We start from the raw sequence: 20914 nt of genomic DNA, 5'->3' as shown, positions 1-20914 counted from the left end.
CCTCTTGATCCCCGGAGCCGCTCGTTCGTCGCTATCATTGGTTCATGAGCAGCGACGACACGACTTCAGGGTCCGCACTTCCCGCGGCCGTCTCCCGAGTGCGCTCCGGCCTCGTGTGGTTTGGTTCGCGTGGGCGCGCCACGATCCCAGAGATTGAGCCGCTTGTGCGGGCTCTGCGCGCGAATCATCCGAAGGCGGATATCAGTGTGGTCGAGAGGGCTTACCGCAAGGCTGAGGAATGCCACCGGGGGCAGATGCGCAAGTCGGGCGAACCCTATATCACCCATCCGGTCGCGGTCGCGACGATCCTGGCGGAGATGGGCATGACGACCCCGACGCTGGTGGCCGCGCTGCTGCATGACACCGTGGAGGACACGGACTACACGCTCCAGGAGCTGGCCGCCGATTTCGGTGAGCCCATCGCGAATCTGGTTGACGGTGTCACCAAGCTCGACAAGGTCCGCTATGGCGCAGCCGCCCAGTCCGAGACACTGCGCAAGATGCTCGTCGCCATGAGCCGTGACATCCGAGTGCTGCTCATCAAGCTGGGCGACCGCATCCATAATGCCCGAACGTGGCGCTTCGTTCCGGCCGCGTCGGCGGCGAAGAAGGCGCAGGAGACGCTGGAGATCTACGCGCCGCTGGCCCACCGACTCGGCATGAACATGGTGAAGTGGGAGCTCGAAGAACTCTCCTTCAAGACCCTGTACCCGGAAATCTACGAGGAGATCGACCGGCTCGTCGCGGAGAGGGCCCCTCAACGGGAGGAATACCTGCGTGACGTCATCGATCAGATCGAAGAGGATCTGCGTCGCTCGGGAACGAAGGGTACGGTCAGTGGCCGCCCGAAGAGCCACTATTCGATCTACCAGAAGATGATCGTGCGCGGCAAAGCGTTCGACGAGGTTTTCGACCTGGTCGCCGTGCGTGTGCTGGTGGATTCGATCAAGGACTGCTACGGCGTTCTCGGCGCGCTGCACGGCCGGTGGAATCCGATCCCGGGGCGCTTCAAAGACTACATCGCGATGCCCAAGTTCAACCTCTACCAGTCGCTGCACACGACAGTTATCGGCCCAGGTGGCAAGCCGGTGGAGATCCAGATCCGCACCTACGACATGCACGAGCGCGCGGAACACGGCGTCGCGGCTCACTGGAAGTACAAGCAGAATCCGAACGCCACGAGCGGCGACTCGGACCGCATGAGCTCGGAAGAACAGGCGAACTGGCTGCGCGCTCTGGTCGAGATGGAGCGCGAGACGGGTGACCCGGAGGAATTCCTGGATTCGCTGCGCTACGAGATCGCGGGCGACGAGGTCTATGTCTTTACACCCAAGGGCGAGGTCATCGTGCTGCCGGCGCGTGCGACCCCCGTCGACTTCGCCTACGCGGTGCACACGGAGGTCGGGCACCACACGGTCGGCGCGAAGGTTAACGGGCGCCTCGTCGCTCTTGATACGCCGCTGGAGTCGGGCGAGACGGTCGAGGTCGTCACCTCGAAGTCGGACAAGGCCGGCCCATCGCGCGACTGGCTGGCTTTTGTCGCCTCGCCGCGTGCCCGCTCGAAGATCAAGGCGTGGTTCTCGAAGGAACGCCGCGAGGAGGCCGTGGAGTCAGGTAAGGAGGCGCTGGCCCGCGCGATGCGCAAGCAGAACCTTCCCCTCCAGCGGCTCATGAACCACGAGTCAATCCTGTCGGTCGCCACATCCTTCGGCTACCCGGATGTCTCGGGGCTCTACGCGGCGGTGGGCGAGGGGCATATCTCGGCCCAGAACGTCGTCAACAGGCTCGTGGATAACCTGGGTGGGGGAGACGGCACCGAGGAGACGCTCTCCGAGGGCGTCACCCCGGGCTCGCAGAAGCCTCGGTCGGAGGCCTCGGGGGACAGCGCGATCACCGTGTCCGGACTGAGCCCGAACGAGATTTGGGTCAAGCTCGCCAAGTGCTGTACGCCTGTTCCCGGAGATGCGATCGTCGGCTTCATTACGCGCGGCCAGGGCGTATCGGTGCACCGCTCCACGTGCGCGAACGCGGTGCGCCTGAGCCAGCTGCAGCCCGAGCGCTTCGTGGACGTGTCGTGGAACTCCGAGGGGCTCAGCGCGCCGTTCCGCGTCCAGATCGAGGTGCGTGCACTCGACCGTGGTGGACTCCTCTCGGATCTGACCCGGGTCCTGTCTGATTATGGCGTCAATATCTTGGCCGCGGCCCTCAAGACGGATGGGGATCAGGTTGCCTCCGGTAACTTCTCGTTCGAGCTGGCGGACCTGGGCCACCTGAACGCTGTCCTGTCGGCGCTTCGCCGGGTGGATGGTGTCTTCGAAGCGGTGCGCATCGGGGCGGATTCTTAGACGAGGACTCGGCGCGCCGGCGCTGGGAAGCGGGGTGAGGTGTTACATCCGTCCCGTTTTTCGCGGGTCGACACTCATTTTCTCGTTAGATGTGACACACTAGCATTGTGTGTCACATCGGCACGCGACCGCGCCGGGCGTCAGCCCTCGTCTAAGAAGGAATATCGTGACCGAGACGTCGATTCCGAACAACGAAACCACTCCCGAAGCCGTGACGGCTACTCCCGAGGAGGCCCAGGCCTCGACGATCGCAGCGTCGGAGGTGCCTGAGCATCCCTTCGCCCGCATTGGTGAGGACGGGACTGTCTATGTCAAGGACGGCGACGAGGAGCGCGTCATCGGCGGCTTCCCAGAGGGCATTCCCGCCTCCCCCTACGCCCTGTATGAGCGCCGCTACGCCGACCTCGAGGCCACGATTAAGCTCTTCGAGGACCGCCTCACCACCCTGAGCCCGCGCGACATTGATCAGACTCTCGCGACGCTGCGCGAGCAGGTCGCATCCCCTAACGTCGTCGGCGACATCCCCGCGCTGCGCGAGCGCGTCGCCGCGGTCGAGAAGGCCGCCGAGGAACGCAAGGAGGTCGCCCGCGAGGAGCGCAAGGCCGCCAAGGCGCAGGCCCTGGCTGACCGCACGGCAGTCGTCGAGCGGGCCGAGTCCATCGTCGCCCAGGATCCCGCCAAGACCCACTGGAAGCAGTCGGGCCAGACCCTGCGCGACCTCCTGGAAGAGTGGAAGACCCTGCAGCGCCGCGGCCCGCGCCTGGAGAAGGCCGTCGAAGACGAACTGTGGAAGCGCTTCTCCACCGCGCGTACCCAGTTCGACCGCCACCGCCGCCAGTTCTTCTCCCAGCTGGATCAGGCTCAGTCCGAGGCAAAGCGCGTCAAGGAAGCCCTGATCGCCGAGGCCGAGGCCCTGTCCTCCTCGGTGGACTGGTCTCGCACGTCGGGTGCCTACCGTGAGCTCATGAACCGCTGGAAGGCAGCCCCGCGTGCCTCGCGCAAGGAAGACGACGCCCTGTGGGCGCGCTTCCGCGCCGCTCAGCAGGTGTTCTTCGATGCTCGCCGCGCCAAGGACGAGGCCACGGACGCCGAGTACCGCGAGAACCTGGTGGCCAAGGAGGCGATCCTCGTCGATGCCGAGGCCATCCTGCCGGTCACCGATATCGACCGCGCGAAGGCCCAGCTGCGTCAGATTCAGGACCGTTGGGAGGAGGTCGGCCGCGTGCCCTCCTCCGACCTGCACCGCATCGAAGGCCGCCTGCGCGCCGTCGAGGCCGCCGTTCGCGAAGCCGAAGAGAAGGAATGGCGCCGCACCAACCCCGAGACGCGAGCCCGCGCGGCCGGCATGGTGGGTCAGCTGGAGGAGCAGATCGCTCAGCTTGAGCGTTCGCTCGCCGACGCCGAGGCCAAGGGCGATACGAAGGCGGCGACCAGTGTGCGTGAGACCCTCGAGACCAAGCGCGCCTGGCTCGCGCAGATCTCCTCGTCCATGGAGTGACATGCGTCTTCACGTCATCCCGTCGCCCTTTTACGCGGCGAATGGGCTTGTGCTCGTCCCTTCCGGGGCGGGCACTGCCCTTGTTGTCGACCCCTCCGCCGGCATTAGGCACCTCATTCGGCAAGTCCTCGAACTTGAGGGCGTGAGCGTCGGCGCGGTGCTGCTCACCCACGGCCACCCCGACCACGTGTGGGATGCGGCCGAGGCCTCCACCTGGGGAGCAGACGGTTCTACGGTCCCGTGCTACCTGCCGGCGCCGGACATGTACCGCATGGACGATCCGGCCTCTTTCCTGCCCATGGCCCCGCCCGACTTCGTGGGACCCTGGGTGAAGCCCACCGATCTGCGTGAGATGCCCGCGGACTCCGTCGAGCTGACCCCGGGCGTGTGGCTGCGCATGGTGCCCGCCCCCGGTCATACCGAGGGCTCGGCGCTCTTCCTCGGGCACAGCCCGCTGGACGTGCGCGTGAATAACCAGTCTTTCTACGCCAGCGAGGAGGCGGTGCCGTGGGCGCTGTCCGCCGACGTTCTGTTTAAAGACAGCGTGGGGCGCACCGACATGCCCGGCGGTGACGAAACGCAAATGCGTCACTCACTGCGCACTATTTCCAACGCCCTCGACCCGAGCACGATCCTCATCCCCGGCCACGGTCCGGCGACTACGCTTGCGGATGAGATACGCTCCAACCAATACTTGATCCGCGCTCGTCGTATCGGCTAGCGCAGGTGTCGTTCGATCTCAAGGATTTTGTTATGGCTCGCACGTCTTTGTCAGGTTTCCCCGAATGGCTCCCCGAGGGGCGCATCATTGAGATGCACGTCCTCGACGAGCTGCGCCGTGTCTTTGAGCTGCACGGCTTCGCGGGAATCGAAACGCGTGCGGTCGAGACGCTGGCGCAGCTGGAGGCCAAGGGAGAGACCTCGAAGGAGATCTACGTTCTTGACCGCCTGCAAGCGCTGAAGGCTGCCGCCGCGGGTGCGCGCGCTCCCAAGGACAAGGGCATGGGTCTGCACTTCGACCTGACCGTCCCCTTCGCGCGTTACGTCGTGGAGAACGCCAACGAGCTGGATTTCCCCTTCAAGCGCTATCAGATTCAGAAAGTGTGGCGCGGGGAGCGCCCGCAGGAGGGGCGTTTCCGCGAGTTCACGCAGGCCGATATCGACGTCGTGGGCAACGGCGAGCTGCCCTTCCACTTCGAGGTGGACCTGCCTCTCGTCATGGCCGAGGCCCTCAACAGCCTGCCGATCCCGCCGGTGCGCGTGCTCGTCAACAACCGCAAGGTCGTTCAGGGCGTGTGCGAGTCCCTCGGAGTCACCGACGTCGAGGCGGCTCTGCGCGGGCTTGACAAGATCGACAAGATTGGGCCCGAGGGCGTGGCCAGGGAGCTGGCCGAGTCCGGCATCGACGGCGACCAGGCGTCCGTTCTGCTCCAGATGGCCCAGATTCGCACGGCTGATTCGGCTGAGGTGCGCGAGCGCCTGGCTGCACTGGGCGTGAGCGGTGAGCTGCTGGCCGAGGGGCTGAAGGAGCTCGCCGAGCTGCTCGACACCGCCAACAAGCGCATGCCGGGTGCCGTGGTCGCCGACCTGAAGATCGCGCGCGGCCTGGACTACTACACGGGAAGCGTCTACGAGTCAGAGATCGAGGGCCATGAGGACCTCGGGTCGATCTGCTCGGGCGGCCGCTACGATTCCCTGGCCAAGGACGGCAAGCGCACCTACCCGGGCGTTGGCCTGTCCATTGGTGTCTCGCGCCTCGTCTCGCGCATGATCTCTGTGCCGCTGGTGCGTGCCTCGCGTAAGGTTCCCACGGCCGTCGTCGTGGCCGTGACCAACGAGGAGCACCGTGAGCGTTCCGAGGAAATCGCGGCGACGCTGCGTGGGCGAGGCATCTCGACCGACGTCGCCCCGAGCGCGGCGAAGTTCGGTAAGCAGATCAAGTTCGCGGATAAGCGCGGCATTCCCTTCGTCTGGTTCCCGGGTGAGGAGGGGGCCGCCGACACGGTCAAGGACATCCGCACGGGAGAGCAGGTTCAGGCCGACGCCGCGACGTGGGAGGTTCCCGCGGCGGACGCGGTGCCCACTGTGGAGAAGGTGACGGCCTGAGTGCCGACCACCGCGGTTGAAGGCGCCCGCCGCCTCGCGGGCGCGCTCAAGGACTCGTTGGAGGCGATGCCCCAGGGCGCCCGCCCCGAGGCCGAGCGGGCGCTTCGTCGCCTGCAGGACCTCGTGCTGCCGCGTCTGGAGGACGCTGACGCGCCCCTGCTCGTCGTGGTCGGCGGGTCGACGGGTTCGGGCAAGTCGACCCTTGTGAACTCGCTACTCGATCGTAATGTGTCCCGGTCGGGTGCCGTTCGCCCCACGACTCGGCGCCCGGTCGTGGTGTGTTCGCCCGCGGCTCGCGCCTGGTTCATGTCGGATCGCGTGCTGCCTCGCTTGGCGAAGCACGAGGGCGGGGCGGGTACGAGCCTGGACGCCGTGACGGTGACGGTGGACGACATGATGTGGCCGTCGATCGGCATCTTGGATGCCCCCGACATCGATTCGGTCGAGGAGGGGAACCGTCGGCTTGCCTCGGAGCTTCTCGATGGCGCGGATCTGTGGATTTTTGTCACGAGCGCTGCTCGCTACGCGGATGCGGTCGCGTGGAGGCATCTGGAGGAGGCGGCCGAGCGAGGCCTTCGCGTCGCCATCGTCCTCAACCGGGTGCCCGAGGGCGCGCAGGAGGAGATCCGAGCGGATTTGACCTCGCTCGCGCGGCGCCGAGGCCTGGGCGAGGTGCCGATCATCGTGATCACCGAGCAGCCCCTGACAGAGGGGCGTCTTCCCTTCGATGCGATCGCCGCCGTGGGGTCTTTTTTGCGGGGGATCGGGCACGACGCGCAGGAGCGCGCCGCCATCATTCGTTCTTCCCTGTCGGGGGCCGTTGCCGCATCGCTCGACGAGGCCAGGAAGGCGTTGGACGGTGCCCGAGAGTCCTACCGCGCGATCGCCTCCGCGAGCGAGGGCATCGATCAGCTCGTCGCCTCGGGCGCTCGAGAGGTTGCCTCCTCCTCGAGCGACGACGTCTTGCGCGGCGAGGTGAGCGCCCGCATCGCCGAGGTGCTCGGCTCGTGGGACATGACACGCACCCTGGCCAGGGTCCTTGGCAGCGTGCGTGAGCGCCTCATGGGTGCCGTGCGCGGAACTGCCGCCCCAGAGGAGCAGGTGCGTCGTGACCTGACCGGCGGGCTGGCTCAGCGCTTGAGCGATCAGTACCATCGCGCGTGGACCGAGGCCCTGCGTCTGGCCGAGCCGGTCGCCGCGACCGGCGAGTTCGAGGAGCTGTTGGACGCTCAGGCGTGCCTTGAACGCGCGCGCAGGACAGCGCAGGCGTGGACCAGCGAGGTGACGCAGATCGTGCGCGGTCAGGCGGAGTCTTCGCGCGTGACGGGGCGGCTCCTGGCCGGAGGGATCAACGTCGTGACGGTGTCGCTCATGGTCAGTGCTTTCGCGATGACGGGCGGCGTCACGGGCGTCGAGGTCGGCGTTGCGGGGGCGTCGGCCGCGCTGTCGCAGACGATCCTCGAATCGTATTTCGGTGAGCGCACGGTGCGTGCGCTCGCCGCGCAGGCTCGTGAGGCCCTGGAGTCGCTGGCGGCCGACTCGCTGGCCGACGTCGTCGCCCCCATTGCCGCGAAGCTGGATCGCTCGCTGGAACGGGAGCGCGTCGAGGCCCTTGCGTTGGCGCTCGACGAGGCCCGGGAGGCGCTGGCATGAGGCGCGCATCGATCCCCGTTGCGGCGGCAGCGGCACAGCTCGACCAGATCACGACGCTCGCCGCGTCCGACATCGAGCCGACGACCTTGGCGAGGGTGCGCGAGCTCATTGACGTGACCTCTGAGCGCGCCGAGATGGATCCGACGTGGTGCGTGATCGGCATGCTGGGCGGCACGGGCGCGGGTAAGTCGTCCCTCGTTAACGCTCTGTGCGGGGCGCAGGTCGTGCGCGCGGGTATTTTGCGGCCCACGACCAACGAGGCCTGCGCGGTCCTGCCCGCGGGCCGCGAACCCGCGCAGCTGTTGGGGTGGCTGGGCGTGACCGCGCGTGTGGATGCGCCCGCGGGTCCGGAGGGCGATACCGTCATTGTGGACTTGCCCGACATTGACTCGGTCGAGGCGGCTCACGCCGAGGTGGCGCAACGCCTGGCCTCGCGCGTGGACGCGCTGGTCGTCGTGGTCAATCCCCAAAAGTATGCGGACGCGCGCCTGCACGACGAGTGGTTGTCGCGCCTGCGTTCCTCGCACGCCTCCGTGACGGTCGCCCTGACTCACATTGATACGTTGGACGCCGCCTCGCGCGCCTCCGTCGAGTCCGACCTGCGCCGCATCCTCGATGCGCGCGGCCTCGCTGGCGCGCGTATCTTTCCCGTCAGTGCGACGACGGGGGAGGGCGTGAGCGCGCTCGCCGCCCATCTCGGCGGGGAAGCTGCCCGTGTGTCGCGTCAGGCAGCTCGTGCGCGCGCCGCCCTGGCCGAGGCCGCGGTCCTTCTGCGCGATGCGCTCGGCCTGGAGGGCACCATCCGTGGGGTCGAGACCGAGGGCCTGGCCGGTGAGCTCGCTCAGGCTGCCGCGGACCTTGCGGGGGCACCTATCATCGAAGAGGCCGTGGCCGGCTCGACGCGGCGCGCGGGTGCGCGCGTCGGCGGCTGGCTTCCCCTGCGATGGCTCTCGCGTCTGGGGGCCGATCCTTTGCGACGCCTTCACCTGGGCGACGAGTCCCGCGAGGAGAGCGCCACGACGCCCACGCTGCCGACGCGCTCCACCTCCGACGAAGCGGCCTTCGCTAATGCGGTGCGCCGCGAGGTGGCCGCGCGCTCCCAGGGGCGCCCAGAGCGCTGGCGGCGCCTACTCATCGATCGGGCGCTGTCGGGCGCTGGGCAGGTGCCGGCGGGCGCGCACCGCGAGGTGGCTGCGAATCTGCGCGTGAGCGCGAGCGCACCCGCGGCCGTTCGCTTCCTCGGCGTCGTGCAGCTGCTCGCCTGGCTCGCCTGCGTGGGAGGGGGTGCGTGGATTCTTCTCGCGCACCTGGGCCGCGCGGTCCTCATCGATGCCCGCGTTCCCACGCTTGGCCCGATTCCCGTTCCTACTGTGATCATTGGCGTGTCGCTCGCGCTCACGCTCCTGTGCGCGGGGGCGAGCCGCGTCGTCAGCTCCTGGGTGGCCTCGAGGCGTGCACGCGCCGTGCGCCGCGACATGAGGGCCCTGTGCCGCGACGAAGTCGAGCGCCTCGTCGTCGCCCCGCTGCGCGCGGAAGACAACCGTCAGGTCACCATCGCCTCGTTCGTGGCGCGCCTGCGCCTGGACCGGAGGTCGTGAAGCGCCGCCTTGGACCGACGCGAACAGTGAATTCGCCGACGACAGGCACCTTTTTCGAGCAAGCGCGCGCTATGCTGGACGCAGCGATGAGGCGCAGCCCCTTGTTATGGTGCCCCGCGGGACGCGGGATTTGTTGTTATGGGTGAGGCCGCGCTGAGGAGCCGAGATGGCCCGCCCCGATGGTTTTGCTACCCCGCATGCAACAGGCAAGGAATAACTATGCCCTCTGACGACTACATGGACCGCGACGAGCGCGACGACATCATGGACATGGATGACGAGCTCGATCTCGTCGACGAGGCCGACGGCCAGGATCGCGACGCCGGGCAGGAAGCCGACGGCGAAGACGGCGATACCGTGACCTTCGCGAGCCTCGGACTGCCCGAGGAGATCCTCGAGGCCGTCACCGATATGGGGTTCCGCGTCCCCACCCCGATCCAGGCTGCCGCGATCCCGCCGCTCCTTGAGCTGCGCGACGTCGTGGGTATCGCCCAGACGGGTACCGGCAAGACGGCCGCCTTCGGTCTGCCGCTGCTGGCCATCGTCGACGCCGATGAGCGCGACGTCCAGGCCCTGGTCCTGGCTCCCACGCGCGAGCTCGCGATGCAGAGCGCCCAGGCCATTGAGGATTTCGCTGCGCGCACCGCCCGCCTCGACGTCGTCCCCGTGTACGGCGGCTCCCCCTACGGTCCCCAGATCGGCGCGCTTAAGCGCGGCGCGCAGGTCGTCGTGGGCACCCCGGGCCGTGTCATCGACCTGATCGAGAAGGGTGCACTCGACCTGTCGAACGTGCGCATGCTCGTGTTGGACGAGGCGGACGAGATGCTGCGCATGGGCTTCGCCGAGGACGTCGAGACGATCGCGTCGAGCGTGCCCGATGACCGCCTGACGGCGCTGTTTAGCGCCACGATGCCCGCCGCCATTGAGAAGGTGGCGCGCGAGCACCTCAAGGATCCCGTCAAGGTCGCCGTCTCGACGGAATCGTCGACGGTCGACACGATTCACCAGACCTACGCGGTCGTGCCCTACAAGCACAAGATCGGCGCGCTGTCGCGCGTCCTGGCCACGCGGGCCCAGCACATCGCGGCGGGGCAGGAGGAGGCCGACGCGGCCATCGTCTTCGTGCGCACCCGCGCTGATGTCGAAGAGGTGTCCCTTGAGCTGTCGGGCCGCGGCTTCCGAGCTGCAGGCATCTCCGGCGACGTCGCTCAGACTGAGCGCGAGCGCATGGTCGAGCGCCTGAAGAACGGCTCTCTCGACGTGCTGGTCGCCACCGATGTCGCGGCGCGCGGCCTGGACGTGGAGCGCATCTCCCTGGTCGTCAACTTCGACGTGCCCCGCGAGCCGGAGGCTTACGTGCACCGCATCGGCCGCACCGGCCGCGCCGGGCGCGAGGGCCGCGCCCTCACCTTCTTCACCCCGCGCGAGCACGGCCGCCTGCGTCGCATTGAAAAGCTGACGGGAACCGAGATGGAAGAGGTCGAGATCCCCTCGCCCGCCGCCGTCTCTGAGTTCCGGGCTCGCCGCCTGCTCGAGGGACTGGGCGCACGAATCGAGCGCGGCCGCCTCGACATGTACAAGGGTCTGCTGGCCGACATGGGCGAGGAAGTGAGCGTCGAGGACATCGCCGCCGCGCTCATGGCCACGGCGGTCGGCGACGAGGGCCCCGCGCCCCGCCGCGAGAAGGACCGCCGCGGAAATGGCAAGATCCGCCGCGAGGAGCGCCTGGACGAGTCCGGCGAATTCGTCGGCGCATCCTTCGAGGCGGGACGCGATAAGGACCGCCCGCTCAAGGGTGGTGCCAACGGCTCTCGCCGCCGTGGCGGCGGCCGCCCGGCCCCCGGCTCCGGCACGCGCTACCGCATCGAGGTCGGTAAGAAGGACCGTGTCAAGCCCGGCTCGATCGTCGGCGCGATTGCGGGTGAGGGCGGTATCGACGGCCGCGACATCGGCAACATCGAGATCTATCCGACCTTCTCCCTCGTCGATATCACGGCGGATCTGTCGGGCGAGCAGCTGTCGCGTATCTCCAAGGGCTACGTGTCCGGTCGTCAGCTGCGTATCCGCGTGGACGAGGGGCCGGGCGCGCGCGGGGAGCGAGACGGCTTCGAGCGCCGCGAGCGTCGCGACTTCGAGCGCGACTACCGAGGCCGGGGCGGCTACGGTGATCGAGAGGGCCGCTTCGGGGACCGTGACGAGAAGCGTCCGCACCGCTTTGAAAAGGGCGACGGCTCGCGACCGCGCCGCTCGGTGCGCACCGAGCGCTGGGAGAAGGACATGAAGCGTGCCCGCCGAGATCGCGAGGGTGGCCGCGATGGTGGTTGGGAGCGCGACGGTGGCCGTGAGGGCGGACGTCGCCACTTCGGTAAGCGCCGCTACGAGGACTGAGCGCTAGCTCTCCCCACCGGTGGATCGTTCCGACGCGGGACGCAGCCGAGTCACGGCAAACACCGTGAGGATCGCGAGCGCAGCAGCAATCACCCAATAGGGAGCGTAGGCCGCCCCGCCCACCGTGGCGGTGGCGGCCCACGCGCTCAAGGCCACGGACACGAGGGCGAGTTCGAGGGCAGGGCCTGCCGAATCAGCGACCTGCAGCCACGAGGCGACGCGCCCGTGCTTAGATTCAGGGGTGACCTCAAGGGCCATGACGGACAGGGGAGCGTGAACCAGTCCGACTCCGAGGCCGACGAGCAACCAACCGATGAGGGCCACCCACACGGGAATTGCGGGGACGAGGAGGGCCCCCACGGGGATCGCGCCGATAGCCATCAGTGTGCCGCCGATGACCGGGAGCCGGCGGCGCAGGTGTGGATCGTGAACGCGTGCCTGCCCGACCGCGCCAATCGACCAGGTGATCGACCCGAGGGTGACCCACCAGGCGGAGGATGCCTCGGACCAGCCGTGCACACGCTGGAGGATCAGCGGAATCATGACGGCGAGACCGACCTGTGAGGCCATCGCGCTCAGCCTTGCAAGGATCGCCGAGGGCATGCCGCGGCGGGAGTGGAAGGTTCCACGCGGCAGGAGGCGGGGCAGCGCCCAGACGGTGATGCACGCGCCGAGGGCGAAGACCCCGACTTGTGCCAGTGGTGTGGGCAGCGCGCCCGCAAGCTGCAGCAGCATGACGCCCATTCCGACAAGCCCGGCGTCTCGCGAGAGGGACGCGAGCATGGGGGAGCGCTGCCCCTGTGCAGTCGGGATCGAGCGCAGGACGTAGGCGATGGGGAGCGCCGCGACCGCAACGAAGAGCGGAACGACGCCGAAGACGTAGCGCCAGCCCCACTCCTGGGTCACGTGGCCTGCGATCGCGGGGCCGACCAGCGAGGGGAGAACCCACGCCAGCGAGAAAGACGCAAAGAACGAGGGACGGTGATGAGGGGAAGCGACCGTTCCGATGAGGACGTAGAGCGGGACGATGAGGAGGCCGCCTCCCAGCCCCTGCAGCGCGCGGCCGACAACGAACACGACCACGTTTGTGCCCGCGGCGCACACCACCAAACCGACAGCGAAGAGAACCAATCCTGCGAGCAGGACGACACGGGGGCCCTTCCAATCGGCCAGGGCGCCCGCGACCACGGTGGCGCTCAGCTGCGTGGCCAGTGCCGCCCCCGATGCGATCGGGTACCAGGCGGCAGCGTCAAAAGACTTGACGACGACCGGCATGATCGTCGTGGCGGCGAGTTCCTCGAAGGCCACGAGGGTAATGAGAAGCACGGACCCGATGGCCAAGCCAATTTCGGACGGGGTCCACGAGGCGGAAGCGGGGGCGGAGGAATCGTCGGCGGGCATGATGACTATCCTACTTGCGGCACACGCAACTCTTGGGACGTCAGGCGTACAATGACTCTGCCGCCGCCTGTCTCGCGGATGGTAATGACGAAAGGAATCACAGTGCTTCGCACTCACAACATTGGAACTCTCGGCACCGACCTGGTCGGTTCGACCGTGACGCTCACCGGTTGGGTGGACCGTCGCCGCGATCACGGTGGCGTCGCCTTCATCGACCTGCGTGACGCGTCCGGCATCGCCCAGGTGGTCGTGCGCGACGAGCGCGTCGCCCACGAGCTGCGCTCCGAGTTCGTCCTGAAGGTCACCGGTGAGGTCTGCGCTCGCCCTGAGGGTAATGAGAACCCCCACCTGGCCACCGGCGCCATTGAGGTCATGGGCGACGACATCGAGATCCTCAACACCAGCGCGCCCCTGCCCTTCCAAGTCTCCTCCAATGCTGAAGATTCCGGCAACGTGGGTGAGGAAACCCGCCTGAAGTACCGCTACCTTGACCTGCGCCGCGAACCCGAGCAGTACGCGATTCGCCTGCGCTCGAAGGTCTCGCGCGCGGCCCGCGAGGCGCTCTACGCCCGCGACTTCGTCGAGATCGAGACCCCGACCCTGACGCGTTCGACGCCCGAGGGTGCCCGCGACTTCATCGTCCCCGCCCGCCTCTCCCCGGGTTCCTGGTACGCCCTGCCCCAGTCCCCCCAGCTCTTCAAGCAGCTGCTCATGGTGGCGGGTATGGAGCGCTACTTCCAGATCGCGCGCTGCTACCGCGACGAGGATTTCCGCGCCGACCGTCAGCCCGAGTTCACCCAGCTCGACATCGAGATGAGCTTCGTGGACCAGGACGACGTCATCGAGGTCGCCGAGGACGTCCTGAAGAACGTGTGGGCGCTCATCGGCTACGACCTGTCCACGCCGATCCCGCGCATGACCTACAAGGACGCGATGGAGCGCTACGGCTCCGATAAGCCCGACCTGCGCTTCGGCCTGGAGCTGACCGAGCTCACCGAGTACTTCAAGGACACGACGTTCCGCGTGTTCCAGGCCCCCTACGTGGGCGCCGTCGTCATGCCCGGTGGCGGCTCGCAGCCGCGTCGCACCTTCGACAAGTGGCAGGAGTGGGCCAAGGCGCGCGGCGCCAAGGGCCTGGCCTACGTCACGATCGCCGAGGACGGCACGCTGGGCGGCCCCGTCGCCAAGAACATCACCGAGGCCGAGCGCGAGGGCCTGGCCGGCGCCACCGGCGCTGAGCCCGGCGACTGCATCTTCTTCGCCGCTGGCAAGCCGACCCCGTCGCGTGAGCTGCTCGGCGCTGCTCGCCTTGAGATCGGCAAGCGCTGCAACCTCATCGACCCCGATGCCTGGGCGTTCACCTGGGTTGTCGACGCGCCGCTCTTCAAGCCCACCGGTGATGCCGAGGCCGAGGGCGACGTGGCACTGGGCCACAGCGCCTGGACGGCCGTCCACCACGCGTTCACCTCGCCCAAGCCTGAGTGGATCGACTCCTTCGACAAGGATCCGGGTAACGCGCTGGCCTACGCTTACGACATTGTCTGCAATGGCAACGAGATCGGCGGCGGCTCGATCCGTATCCACCGCCGCGACATCCAGAACCGCGTGTTCAACGTGATGGGTATCGGTGAGGAAGAGGCTCAGGCACAGTTCGGCTTCCTGCTCGATGCCTTCAAGTTCGGCGCTCCGCCGCATGGCGGCGTGGCCTTTGGCTGGGACCGTATCGTCTCGCTGCTGACGAAGTCGGAGTCGATCCGCGACGTCATCGCTTTCCCGAAGTCCGGCGGTGGCTTCGATCCGCTGACCGAGGCCCCGGCTCCGATCACGCCCGCGCAGCGTAAGGAAGCCGGCGTCGATGCGAAGCCGAAGAAACGCGGCGAGGAATCCACTGACGAGGAAAAGAAGTGATCTAGCTCTCGGCAGTCTTGTCCACGAAACCCCCATCCGGCCCCGGTCGGAGGGGGTTTCGTGCACAATAGGGGTATGTCGTACATTGAGCTGCACCCGGAAAATCCTCAAGCACGTCTGGTCAACACGGTCGTTGATCTGCTGGAGCGCGGCGGCATCATCGCACTGCCCACGGACTCCGGCTACGCGATCGCCACGAAGATCGGCAACAAGTCGGGCATGGACACGATTCGCGCGGTCCGCAAGCTCGACGAGAAGCATAACTTCTCGCTGCTGTGCCATTCCTTCGCCCAGCTCGGGGAGTTGGTGATCGTGGATAACCATGAGTTCCGCACGATGAAGGCCCTAACGCCCGGACCCTACACGTTCATCCTGCGTGGGACCAAGGAGGTGCCGCGCGTGATGCTCAACAAGAAGAAGCACACGGTCGGCGTGCGCATCCCGGATCACGTCATCACGCAGACGATCGTGGAGGCGCTCGGCGAGCCCCTTGCCTGCTCGACGCTCATCATGCCCGGAGAGACCGAGCCTTTGACGGATGGGTTCGACGTGGATGAGCGCATTGGTCACCAGGTCGATCTCGTCGTCGTGGGTCCCGTCGGCGTGGCAGAGCCGACGACGGTCATCGACTTCGCGGGCGGCGACGCGGTTGTTGCTCGCGTGGGCGCGGGCGACATTTCGCTCTTTGACTGATTGCCTGATTATCGACGCGCCTTCGTTTTCTGAGACGGGTTTTCTCCGGCTTGTTCCTGAGCCGTCGGTGGTCCGGTCTGCTGGCGACGCCGCGGGTCCGCTTGTCGGCGCGCGGATGGTGATCGATGGCCGTGACGCCGTTTCGGTGACATTCCGGTGCGCCGGGGATGGCGCCTCGGGGGTCTACCTGGTCCTCAATACGGTGACGGATCGGGCGCGCGATCACCTGGAGCTCTTTCGTATGGAGCGGGTGGGCGGAGTGGATCCGTGGGTGCTGTCGTGCGCGTTGCCCGCCGATGTCATCGTGAGTTACCAGTTTGTGCCGGTTGGGCCAGGCGGGCTTGATCCGCGCGTGGCGGATGATCGGCGGGCGTGGGCACGCGTCGTTGCCTCGGCGGTGCGCGATCGCTCTCATCCGCGTGTGCTCGTCAACGGGCGTGGGCATGTCGCTTCCCTGTTCGCGGGTCCGGATGCGCGTCTTGCCTGGCCCGCTGTTAAGGGGGATTCGTCGTATATGCGCGCCGCGCGCGAGGTGGAGTGCGCGGTGCTGGTCGAGTCCGGAGGGTCGTCGCCGCGTCGGCGCGTCGCGGTCGTGCATGATGGTGATGGGACGCCAAAGCGCACGCTTCTTGTGTTCGATGGGCAGATCTGGAGGGCTAACGGGGTGGGGTGGCTGACGCGGTGCTACCCGGGTCTGCGCGTCGTGACCATCGACGCGGGTGAGCTGGGGGAGCGCGAGCGGGAGCTCACCGATGCCGGCAGGGTCGAGGCGCTCGTGGGCGCGGTCTGCGATGAGGTTGGCGTGGGGCCGATCGCCCTGGCGGGGCAGTCCTATGGCGGGCTCGGTGTCCTCGAAGCTGCCCTGGGGGGCACGCTTCCCGTCGAGTGTTTTGTCGCACAGTCTCCATCCCTGTGGTGGGGAGGAGGGGAACGAGGTCGGGGCGAGGGGACGCTCATGGCTGAGCTGAGCAGGGGGGAGCGACGCCTGCCTGACGGCTTGACGGTGTGGTGTCAGGTGGGTGAGCGTGAGGTGGCGATGTGGCCGGTTGTGCGCCGTTGTGCGGGGTTGTTGGATGGGGCGATGTCGCTTGTCAGGTTCGAGACCTATTCGGGCGGGCATGATGTCGCCTGGTGGCGCGAGGGGCTCCTGCGCGCGCTCGACGAGTGGTGTGTTCGAGGCGACGGTGCGCAAGATGACAAGGCGACGCCAATCGCTCCTAGGTTAGGCTTACCTACGCATCTATTGTGATCTAGTCGAATCGAGGAACACGTGCACATCTCGACACGAGTCCGCGCCATCGCGGCGCTCGCCCTGGCAGCCTTGACGCTGGGAGCTTGCTCGTCCAACCAGCCCGCTCCGGCCTCGTCCCCCGAGGCCTCCGGGATGTCCGAGAGCTCTGCGACGCGCACCGTCACCGATGCCTCCGGCCAGGAGGTGACGCTTCCCGCTCACCCGAGCCGCGTCGTGACCCTGTCGGAGCCCACGACGGACAACGCGCTGGCCCTGGGCGTGACCCCGATTGGTGTCGTCTCGGGCCGCGGCCAGCAGACGGTCGCCAACTACCTCCTCGACCGCGCCGGAGACATCCCGATCCTCGGCTCCATCGGCACCCCCAACCTCGAGGCCATCGGCGCCGCCCACCCGGACCTGATCCTCGTCGACGGCACCTCCGTGAAGAACAACGACACGGAGACGCTCAACGCCCTGTCTCAGATCGCGCCCGTCTTCTTCACCACTCAATCCGGTGGTGACTGGCGCGAGACCTTCACCCTCACCGCAGATGCGCTGGGTCTGTCCGACGAGGCTGCGACGAAGCTCGCGGAGTTTGATCAGCATGTCTCCTCCGTAAGCGCCCGCCTGAAGGATGCTGGCTACCTCGACCAGACCTACTCGGTCGTGCGTTGGCAGGGCGACAGCGCCGGCCTCATTCTCAAGGAGCTGCCCGCCGGCCAGGCTCTCACCGCGCTCGGCATGAAGCGCCCCGCCAACCAGGATCGCGACGGTGAGGGGCACTCCGAGCCCGTCTCGCTGGAAAACATCGATCAGATCGACGCCGACTGGATCTTCTTCGGCACGCTGGGTAAGGCCTCCGTGAACAACCCTTCCGCCGGTGGCAACACGGGCGTCGAGGCCTCTGCCGCCGCCCTCGAGGAGGCGAAGAACACCGTTGGTTTCGACTCGCTCGGTGCCGTCAAGGCGGGCCACGTGATCCCGGTCGACGGCTCCCTGTGGACCTCGACCGGCGGCTACCTCCTCATGGATGGAATCGTCTCGTCCATCGAGGCGCAGTTCGTCCCGGCCTCGTGACGGGGGCAGCGACGCACTACCTGGAACGCGCCTGAGATGAGACCACGCCGCTTTGCCAGCGTCGTTGCCGCCTGTGCGGTGGCGACGCTGGTCCTCGTCGCTGTGATCGTCGCGTCCCTCGCCCTGGGGTCGCGCCAGATAGGCGCCGATGCGGTGTGGGACGCTCTGGTCCATGGCGGCAGCTCGCAGGACGCGCAGGTTGTCCTCGCGCTGCGCGTTCCTCGCACGCTCGCCGCCCTCATGATCGGCGGTGCGCTCGGGCTTGCCGGCTCGATTATGCAGGCGATGACGCGCAATCCGCTGGCCGATCCCGGGGTCCTGGGCATTAACGCCGGCGCTGCCTTCGTCGTCGTGTCGGCCACCGCAGTGGTCGGCGTGTCGACGCGCGCCATGACGATCGGTGCGGCGCTGGTGGGGGCAGGTATCGCCTCGGGTCTCGTTATCGTCCTGTCTGGGCGCGGCGGGGCCGGATCGCATGGTCGCCTCGCCCTGGCCGGTATCGCGGTGTCCGCCGCGCTTTCCTCCCTCACGCAGGCCGTACTCGCCTCCAATCAGAATGCGTTCAACGAGTTCCGCTACTGGGCGTCCGGTTCGCTCGAGGGCGTGGACGTGGCGACCCTGGTGTGGGGCGGCATTGTCATCGCCTGTGGGGTCGTCGTGGGGGCAGCCCTGACGTCGGCCCTCGGAGTGCTCACCCTCGGAGACGAGGCCGCCTCGGGTCTTGGGGTGCGAGTGGGCCTCGTGCGAGGTTTGGGGACTGTTGCCGTCGCGTCCCTCGCGGGCGGGGCGACGGCGATCGGCGGTCCCCTGACCTTCGTCGGGTTGGCCGTTCCTTTGCTCGTGCGCCGGGCGGTGGGCGCTCGACAGGGGCCGATCGCTGCGTGGTCCGTGGTGGTCGGAGCGGTGTGGGTGACGGCCGCTGACGTTGCGTCCCGCCTCGTGCTGGCCCCGCAGGAGGTGCCCGTCGGAGTTGTCGTCGCGCTCATCGGCGCGCCGTTCTTCATCCTCGGCGCGCGCGGAAGGGGAGTGTCGTGAACTGCGAGCGGGATCGGTACGTGCGCGTGGCACTGGGGCGCGTGTCTGTGCGCGTTCACAGGCGCAGCGCCGTTGTCGTGCTCGGGGCCCTCGTCGTGCTCGTTGCCCTGTGCGTCTTGTCGCTGACGTTGGGGGACTACGGGCTCAGCGCCGCGGATTCGTTTCGGCGCCTGATGGGTGATGGTGGTCCGTCGGATGATTTCCTCGGCGTCTACTTCGTGCGATCTGTTCGCCTGCCGCGCATGGTCGCAGCCGTGTGTGTTGGGTGTGCGTTGGGGATCGCCGGTGCGGTCTTTCAGACGATTTCGGGTAACCCGCTGGGTAGCCCCGACATCGTTGGCCTGTCGACGGGGTCGGCGACGGGGGCTCTCGTCGCGATTATCGTTCTGGGTTCGAGTCCTGCCGTCACGGGGGTTGGAGCCCTCGTGGGTGGGCTGGCCTCGGGTGTTGTCATTGTGGCGTGCGCAGGCGGCGTGCGGGTCACGGGGATGCGCGTGGTGTTGGTCGGTATCGGGTGCTCGGCGGCTCTGAGGGCCGTGAACTCGCTCCTCATTGTGAAGGCACCTCTGGAGGCTGCCCAGCGGGCGCAGCTGTGGAGCGCGGGTTCCCTCGCGGGGGTCACGATGGCTCGGGTGCTTCCCCTCGTGGTCGTCCTCCTGGTCGCGGCGTGCGTCCTTGTGTGGGCGTCGGTGCCGTTGGGGCTCGTGGCGATGGGCGATGATGTCGCGGCAGGGTTGGGGGTGCGGGTTCGTGTCGTTCGTATTGTCGCGATTGTCGTGGCGATAGTGCTGGTCTGCGCGGCGACTGCCGTTGCCGGTCCGGTGTCTTTTGTCGCCCTGTCTGCTCCCCATGTCGCTCGGCGTGTGAGCCGTAGCGGGGGAGTGGGCCTCGCGGCGTCGGCTGGCGTGGGCGGCCTCATCGTGTTGGCATCCGACGTGGTCGCGCAGCGTATCGTGGCGCCGCATGAGCTGCCGGTCGGCGTGGTGACGGGCGTCGTGGGCGGTATCTATCTGTTGGCTCTGTTGGTTCGTGAGGTGAGGTGACGTGTTGGACGCCAGGGATGATGCGCGGGGGTTGCGCGCGCGTTCGGTGACGGTGGGGTACGGGAAGGATGCTCCCATTTTGGAGGATCTGTCTCTCGACGTTCTCGAGGGGCAGCTGACGGTGATTGTTGGTCCGAATGCCTGCGGTAAGTCAACGCTGTTGCGTTCCCTGGCGCGAGTGCTGGGCGTGCGCTCGGGTGTGGTCGAATTGGATGGTCGGGCCCTGACGACGATGAACCAGAAGGAGCTGGCTCGTCGACTCGGGCTGCTCGCGCAGTCTTCCACCGCTCCCGCGGATATCCTCGTGGAGGACTTGGTTGCGCGCGGGCGCTATCCTCATCAGTCGTTGCTTCGTCAGTGGAGCGCTGAGGATGACGAGGCCGTGGCGTGGGCCATGCGTCAGGCGGGCGTTGAGACCCTGGCTCGGCGGCGCGTCGGGGAGCTCTCGGGCGGGCAGCGTCAGCGAGTGTGGATCGCGATGGTGCTTGCGCAGTCGACGGACATCGTGTTGTTGGACGAGCCGACAACCTATCTGGATCTGAATCATCAGCTCGAGGTGTTGCGCCTCGCGCGGCGCTTGCAGGCCGACGGCAGGACGATTGTCGCCGTGCTGCACGATCTGCACCTAGCGTTTCGCTATGCGACCCACCTTGTGTGCATGAAGGAGGGGCGGATCGTGGCGCAGGGGGCGCCGAGTGACATCGTGACTCCCGCCCTCATCGAGGAGGTATTCGACGTGCCGTGCGTGATCGTCGAGGATCCGCAGACGGGTTCGCCGCTCGTCGTGCCACGCCCCTAGGTGTTGAGCAAGTGAACTCGCAATCTCAAATGCTGACCAGCGGGTTATCTGACAGCATGATTGTCCGATAATATAACTCACAATAAATGGTGTGAGGGGCTATTTTTCCTCGGAAAATCGCCTATTGAGCCTATGGTCC

15 protein-coding genes are annotated in these 20914 nt (G+C 67.4%); 14 read left to right on the top strand and 1 reads right to left on the bottom strand.

Going from position 1 to position 20914, the window contains the following annotated elements; all coding sequences use genetic code 11:
* Window positions 1-44 precede the first annotated feature (44 nt).
* The 7 genes from HMPREF1138_RS02825 to HMPREF1138_RS02795 all read left to right on the top strand — a co-directional run bounded on the left by HMPREF1138_RS02825 (window position 45) and on the right by HMPREF1138_RS02795 (window position 11588).
* The gene (locus HMPREF1138_RS02825; RefSeq protein WP_202898332.1) at window positions 45-2345 is read left to right on the top strand and encodes a RelA/SpoT family protein; all 2301 of its coding nucleotides are present in this window, start codon (window positions 45-47) and stop codon (window positions 2343-2345) included.
* Window positions 2346-2511: 166 nt separating this feature from the next.
* Entirely contained in the window at window positions 2512-3843 is a 1332-nt protein-coding gene (locus tag HMPREF1138_RS02820; protein ID WP_009056290.1) for a DUF349 domain-containing protein, read from the top strand.
* A 1-nt stretch (window position 3844) separates the two neighbouring features.
* Window positions 3845-4564, top strand: coding sequence for an MBL fold metallo-hydrolase (locus HMPREF1138_RS02815; protein WP_009056288.1), 720 nt, complete (start codon window positions 3845-3847; stop codon window positions 4562-4564).
* A gap of 32 nt (window positions 4565-4596) precedes the next feature.
* Entirely contained in the window at window positions 4597-5949 is a 1353-nt protein-coding gene (gene hisS / locus HMPREF1138_RS02810; protein ID WP_009056275.1) for a histidine--tRNA ligase, read from the top strand.
* Entirely contained in the window at window positions 5950-7602 is a 1653-nt protein-coding gene (locus HMPREF1138_RS02805; protein ID WP_009056295.1) for a GTPase domain-containing protein, read from the top strand.
* Entirely contained in the window at window positions 7599-9200 is a 1602-nt protein-coding gene (locus tag HMPREF1138_RS02800) for a GTPase (protein ID WP_009056249.1), read from the top strand. Before HMPREF1138_RS02805 ends, HMPREF1138_RS02800 begins: the two co-directional genes overlap by 4 nt.
* A gap of 219 nt (window positions 9201-9419) precedes the next feature.
* A complete protein-coding gene (locus HMPREF1138_RS02795; RefSeq protein ID WP_009056272.1) occupies window positions 9420-11588 on the top strand; it encodes a DEAD/DEAH box helicase in 2169 nt (722 codons plus the stop codon).
* 3 nt (window positions 11589-11591) lie between these two features.
* Here the strand turns inward: HMPREF1138_RS02795 and HMPREF1138_RS02790 are convergent, their stop codons facing one another.
* Entirely contained in the window at window positions 11592-12989 is a 1398-nt protein-coding gene (locus HMPREF1138_RS02790) for an MFS transporter (protein ID WP_009056294.1), read from the bottom strand.
* Between the two features lie 102 nt (window positions 12990-13091).
* On the opposite strand from HMPREF1138_RS02790, the gene aspS reads away from it, so the two are divergent.
* From aspS to HMPREF1138_RS02755, 7 genes are all read left to right on the top strand, one after another.
* Window positions 13092-14897: an aspartate--tRNA ligase gene (gene aspS / locus HMPREF1138_RS02785; protein WP_009056253.1), complete on the top strand. Its 1806-nt coding sequence runs from the start codon at window positions 13092-13094 to the stop codon at window positions 14895-14897.
* 75 nt (window positions 14898-14972) lie between these two features.
* A complete protein-coding gene (locus HMPREF1138_RS02780; RefSeq protein ID WP_009056273.1) occupies window positions 14973-15590 on the top strand; it encodes an L-threonylcarbamoyladenylate synthase in 618 nt (205 codons plus the stop codon).
* Window positions 15547-16839 carry an enterochelin esterase domain-containing protein gene (locus HMPREF1138_RS02775; protein ID WP_238318594.1) on the top strand — a complete coding sequence of 431 codons (1293 nt, stop codon included), beginning with the start codon at window positions 15547-15549 and terminating at the stop codon, window positions 16837-16839. Before HMPREF1138_RS02780 ends, HMPREF1138_RS02775 begins: the two co-directional genes overlap by 44 nt.
* Before the next feature lie 21 nt (window positions 16840-16860).
* A complete protein-coding gene (locus HMPREF1138_RS02770) occupies window positions 16861-17898 on the top strand; it encodes an ABC transporter substrate-binding protein (protein WP_009056280.1) in 1038 nt (345 codons plus the stop codon).
* Between the two features lie 36 nt (window positions 17899-17934).
* Window positions 17935-18933, top strand: coding sequence for a FecCD family ABC transporter permease (locus tag HMPREF1138_RS02765; RefSeq protein ID WP_039936618.1), 999 nt, complete (start codon window positions 17935-17937; stop codon window positions 18931-18933).
* On the top strand, window positions 18930-19976 hold the full coding sequence (locus HMPREF1138_RS02760) for a FecCD family ABC transporter permease (protein ID WP_009056298.1): 1047 nt from the start codon (window positions 18930-18932) through the stop codon (window positions 19974-19976). Before HMPREF1138_RS02765 ends, HMPREF1138_RS02760 begins: the two co-directional genes overlap by 4 nt.
* Window positions 19977-19980: 4 nt before the next feature.
* The gene (locus HMPREF1138_RS02755) at window positions 19981-20775 is read left to right on the top strand and encodes an ABC transporter ATP-binding protein (protein ID WP_039936629.1); all 795 of its coding nucleotides are present in this window, start codon (window positions 19981-19983) and stop codon (window positions 20773-20775) included.
* The last annotated feature ends 139 nt before the right edge of the window (window positions 20776-20914 follow it).

Origin of the sequence: Actinomyces sp. ICM58, from assembly GCF_000283035.1 — a bacterium.
Taxonomy (GTDB): domain Bacteria; phylum Actinomycetota; class Actinomycetes; order Actinomycetales; family Actinomycetaceae; genus Pauljensenia.
The sequence above is the reverse complement of the archived record's forward strand: the minus strand, read 5'-3'. Positions and strand labels throughout refer to the sequence as shown.

Excerpts from the sequence above, each read along its gene's own strand:
- HMPREF1138_RS02825 (WP_202898332.1), top strand. The coding sequence starts at position 45 with ATGAGCAGCGACGACACGACTTCAGGGTCCGCACTTCCCGCGGCCGTC.
- HMPREF1138_RS02815 (WP_009056288.1), top strand. The coding sequence starts at position 3,845 with ATGCGTCTTCACGTCATCCCGTCGCCCTTTTACGCGGCGAATGGGCTT.
- hisS (WP_009056275.1), top strand. The coding sequence starts at position 4,597 with ATGGCTCGCACGTCTTTGTCAGGTTTCCCCGAATGGCTCCCCGAGGGG.
- HMPREF1138_RS02800 (WP_009056249.1), top strand. The coding sequence starts at position 7,599 with ATGAGGCGCGCATCGATCCCCGTTGCGGCGGCAGCGGCACAGCTCGAC.
- HMPREF1138_RS02795 (WP_009056272.1), top strand. The coding sequence starts at position 9,420 with ATGCCCTCTGACGACTACATGGACCGCGACGAGCGCGACGACATCATG.
- HMPREF1138_RS02790 (WP_009056294.1), bottom strand. The coding sequence starts at position 12,989 with ATGCCCGCCGACGATTCCTCCGCCCCCGCTTCCGCCTCGTGGACCCCG.
- HMPREF1138_RS02780 (WP_009056273.1), top strand. The coding sequence starts at position 14,973 with ATGTCGTACATTGAGCTGCACCCGGAAAATCCTCAAGCACGTCTGGTC.
- HMPREF1138_RS02765 (WP_039936618.1), top strand. The coding sequence starts at position 17,935 with ATGAGACCACGCCGCTTTGCCAGCGTCGTTGCCGCCTGTGCGGTGGCG.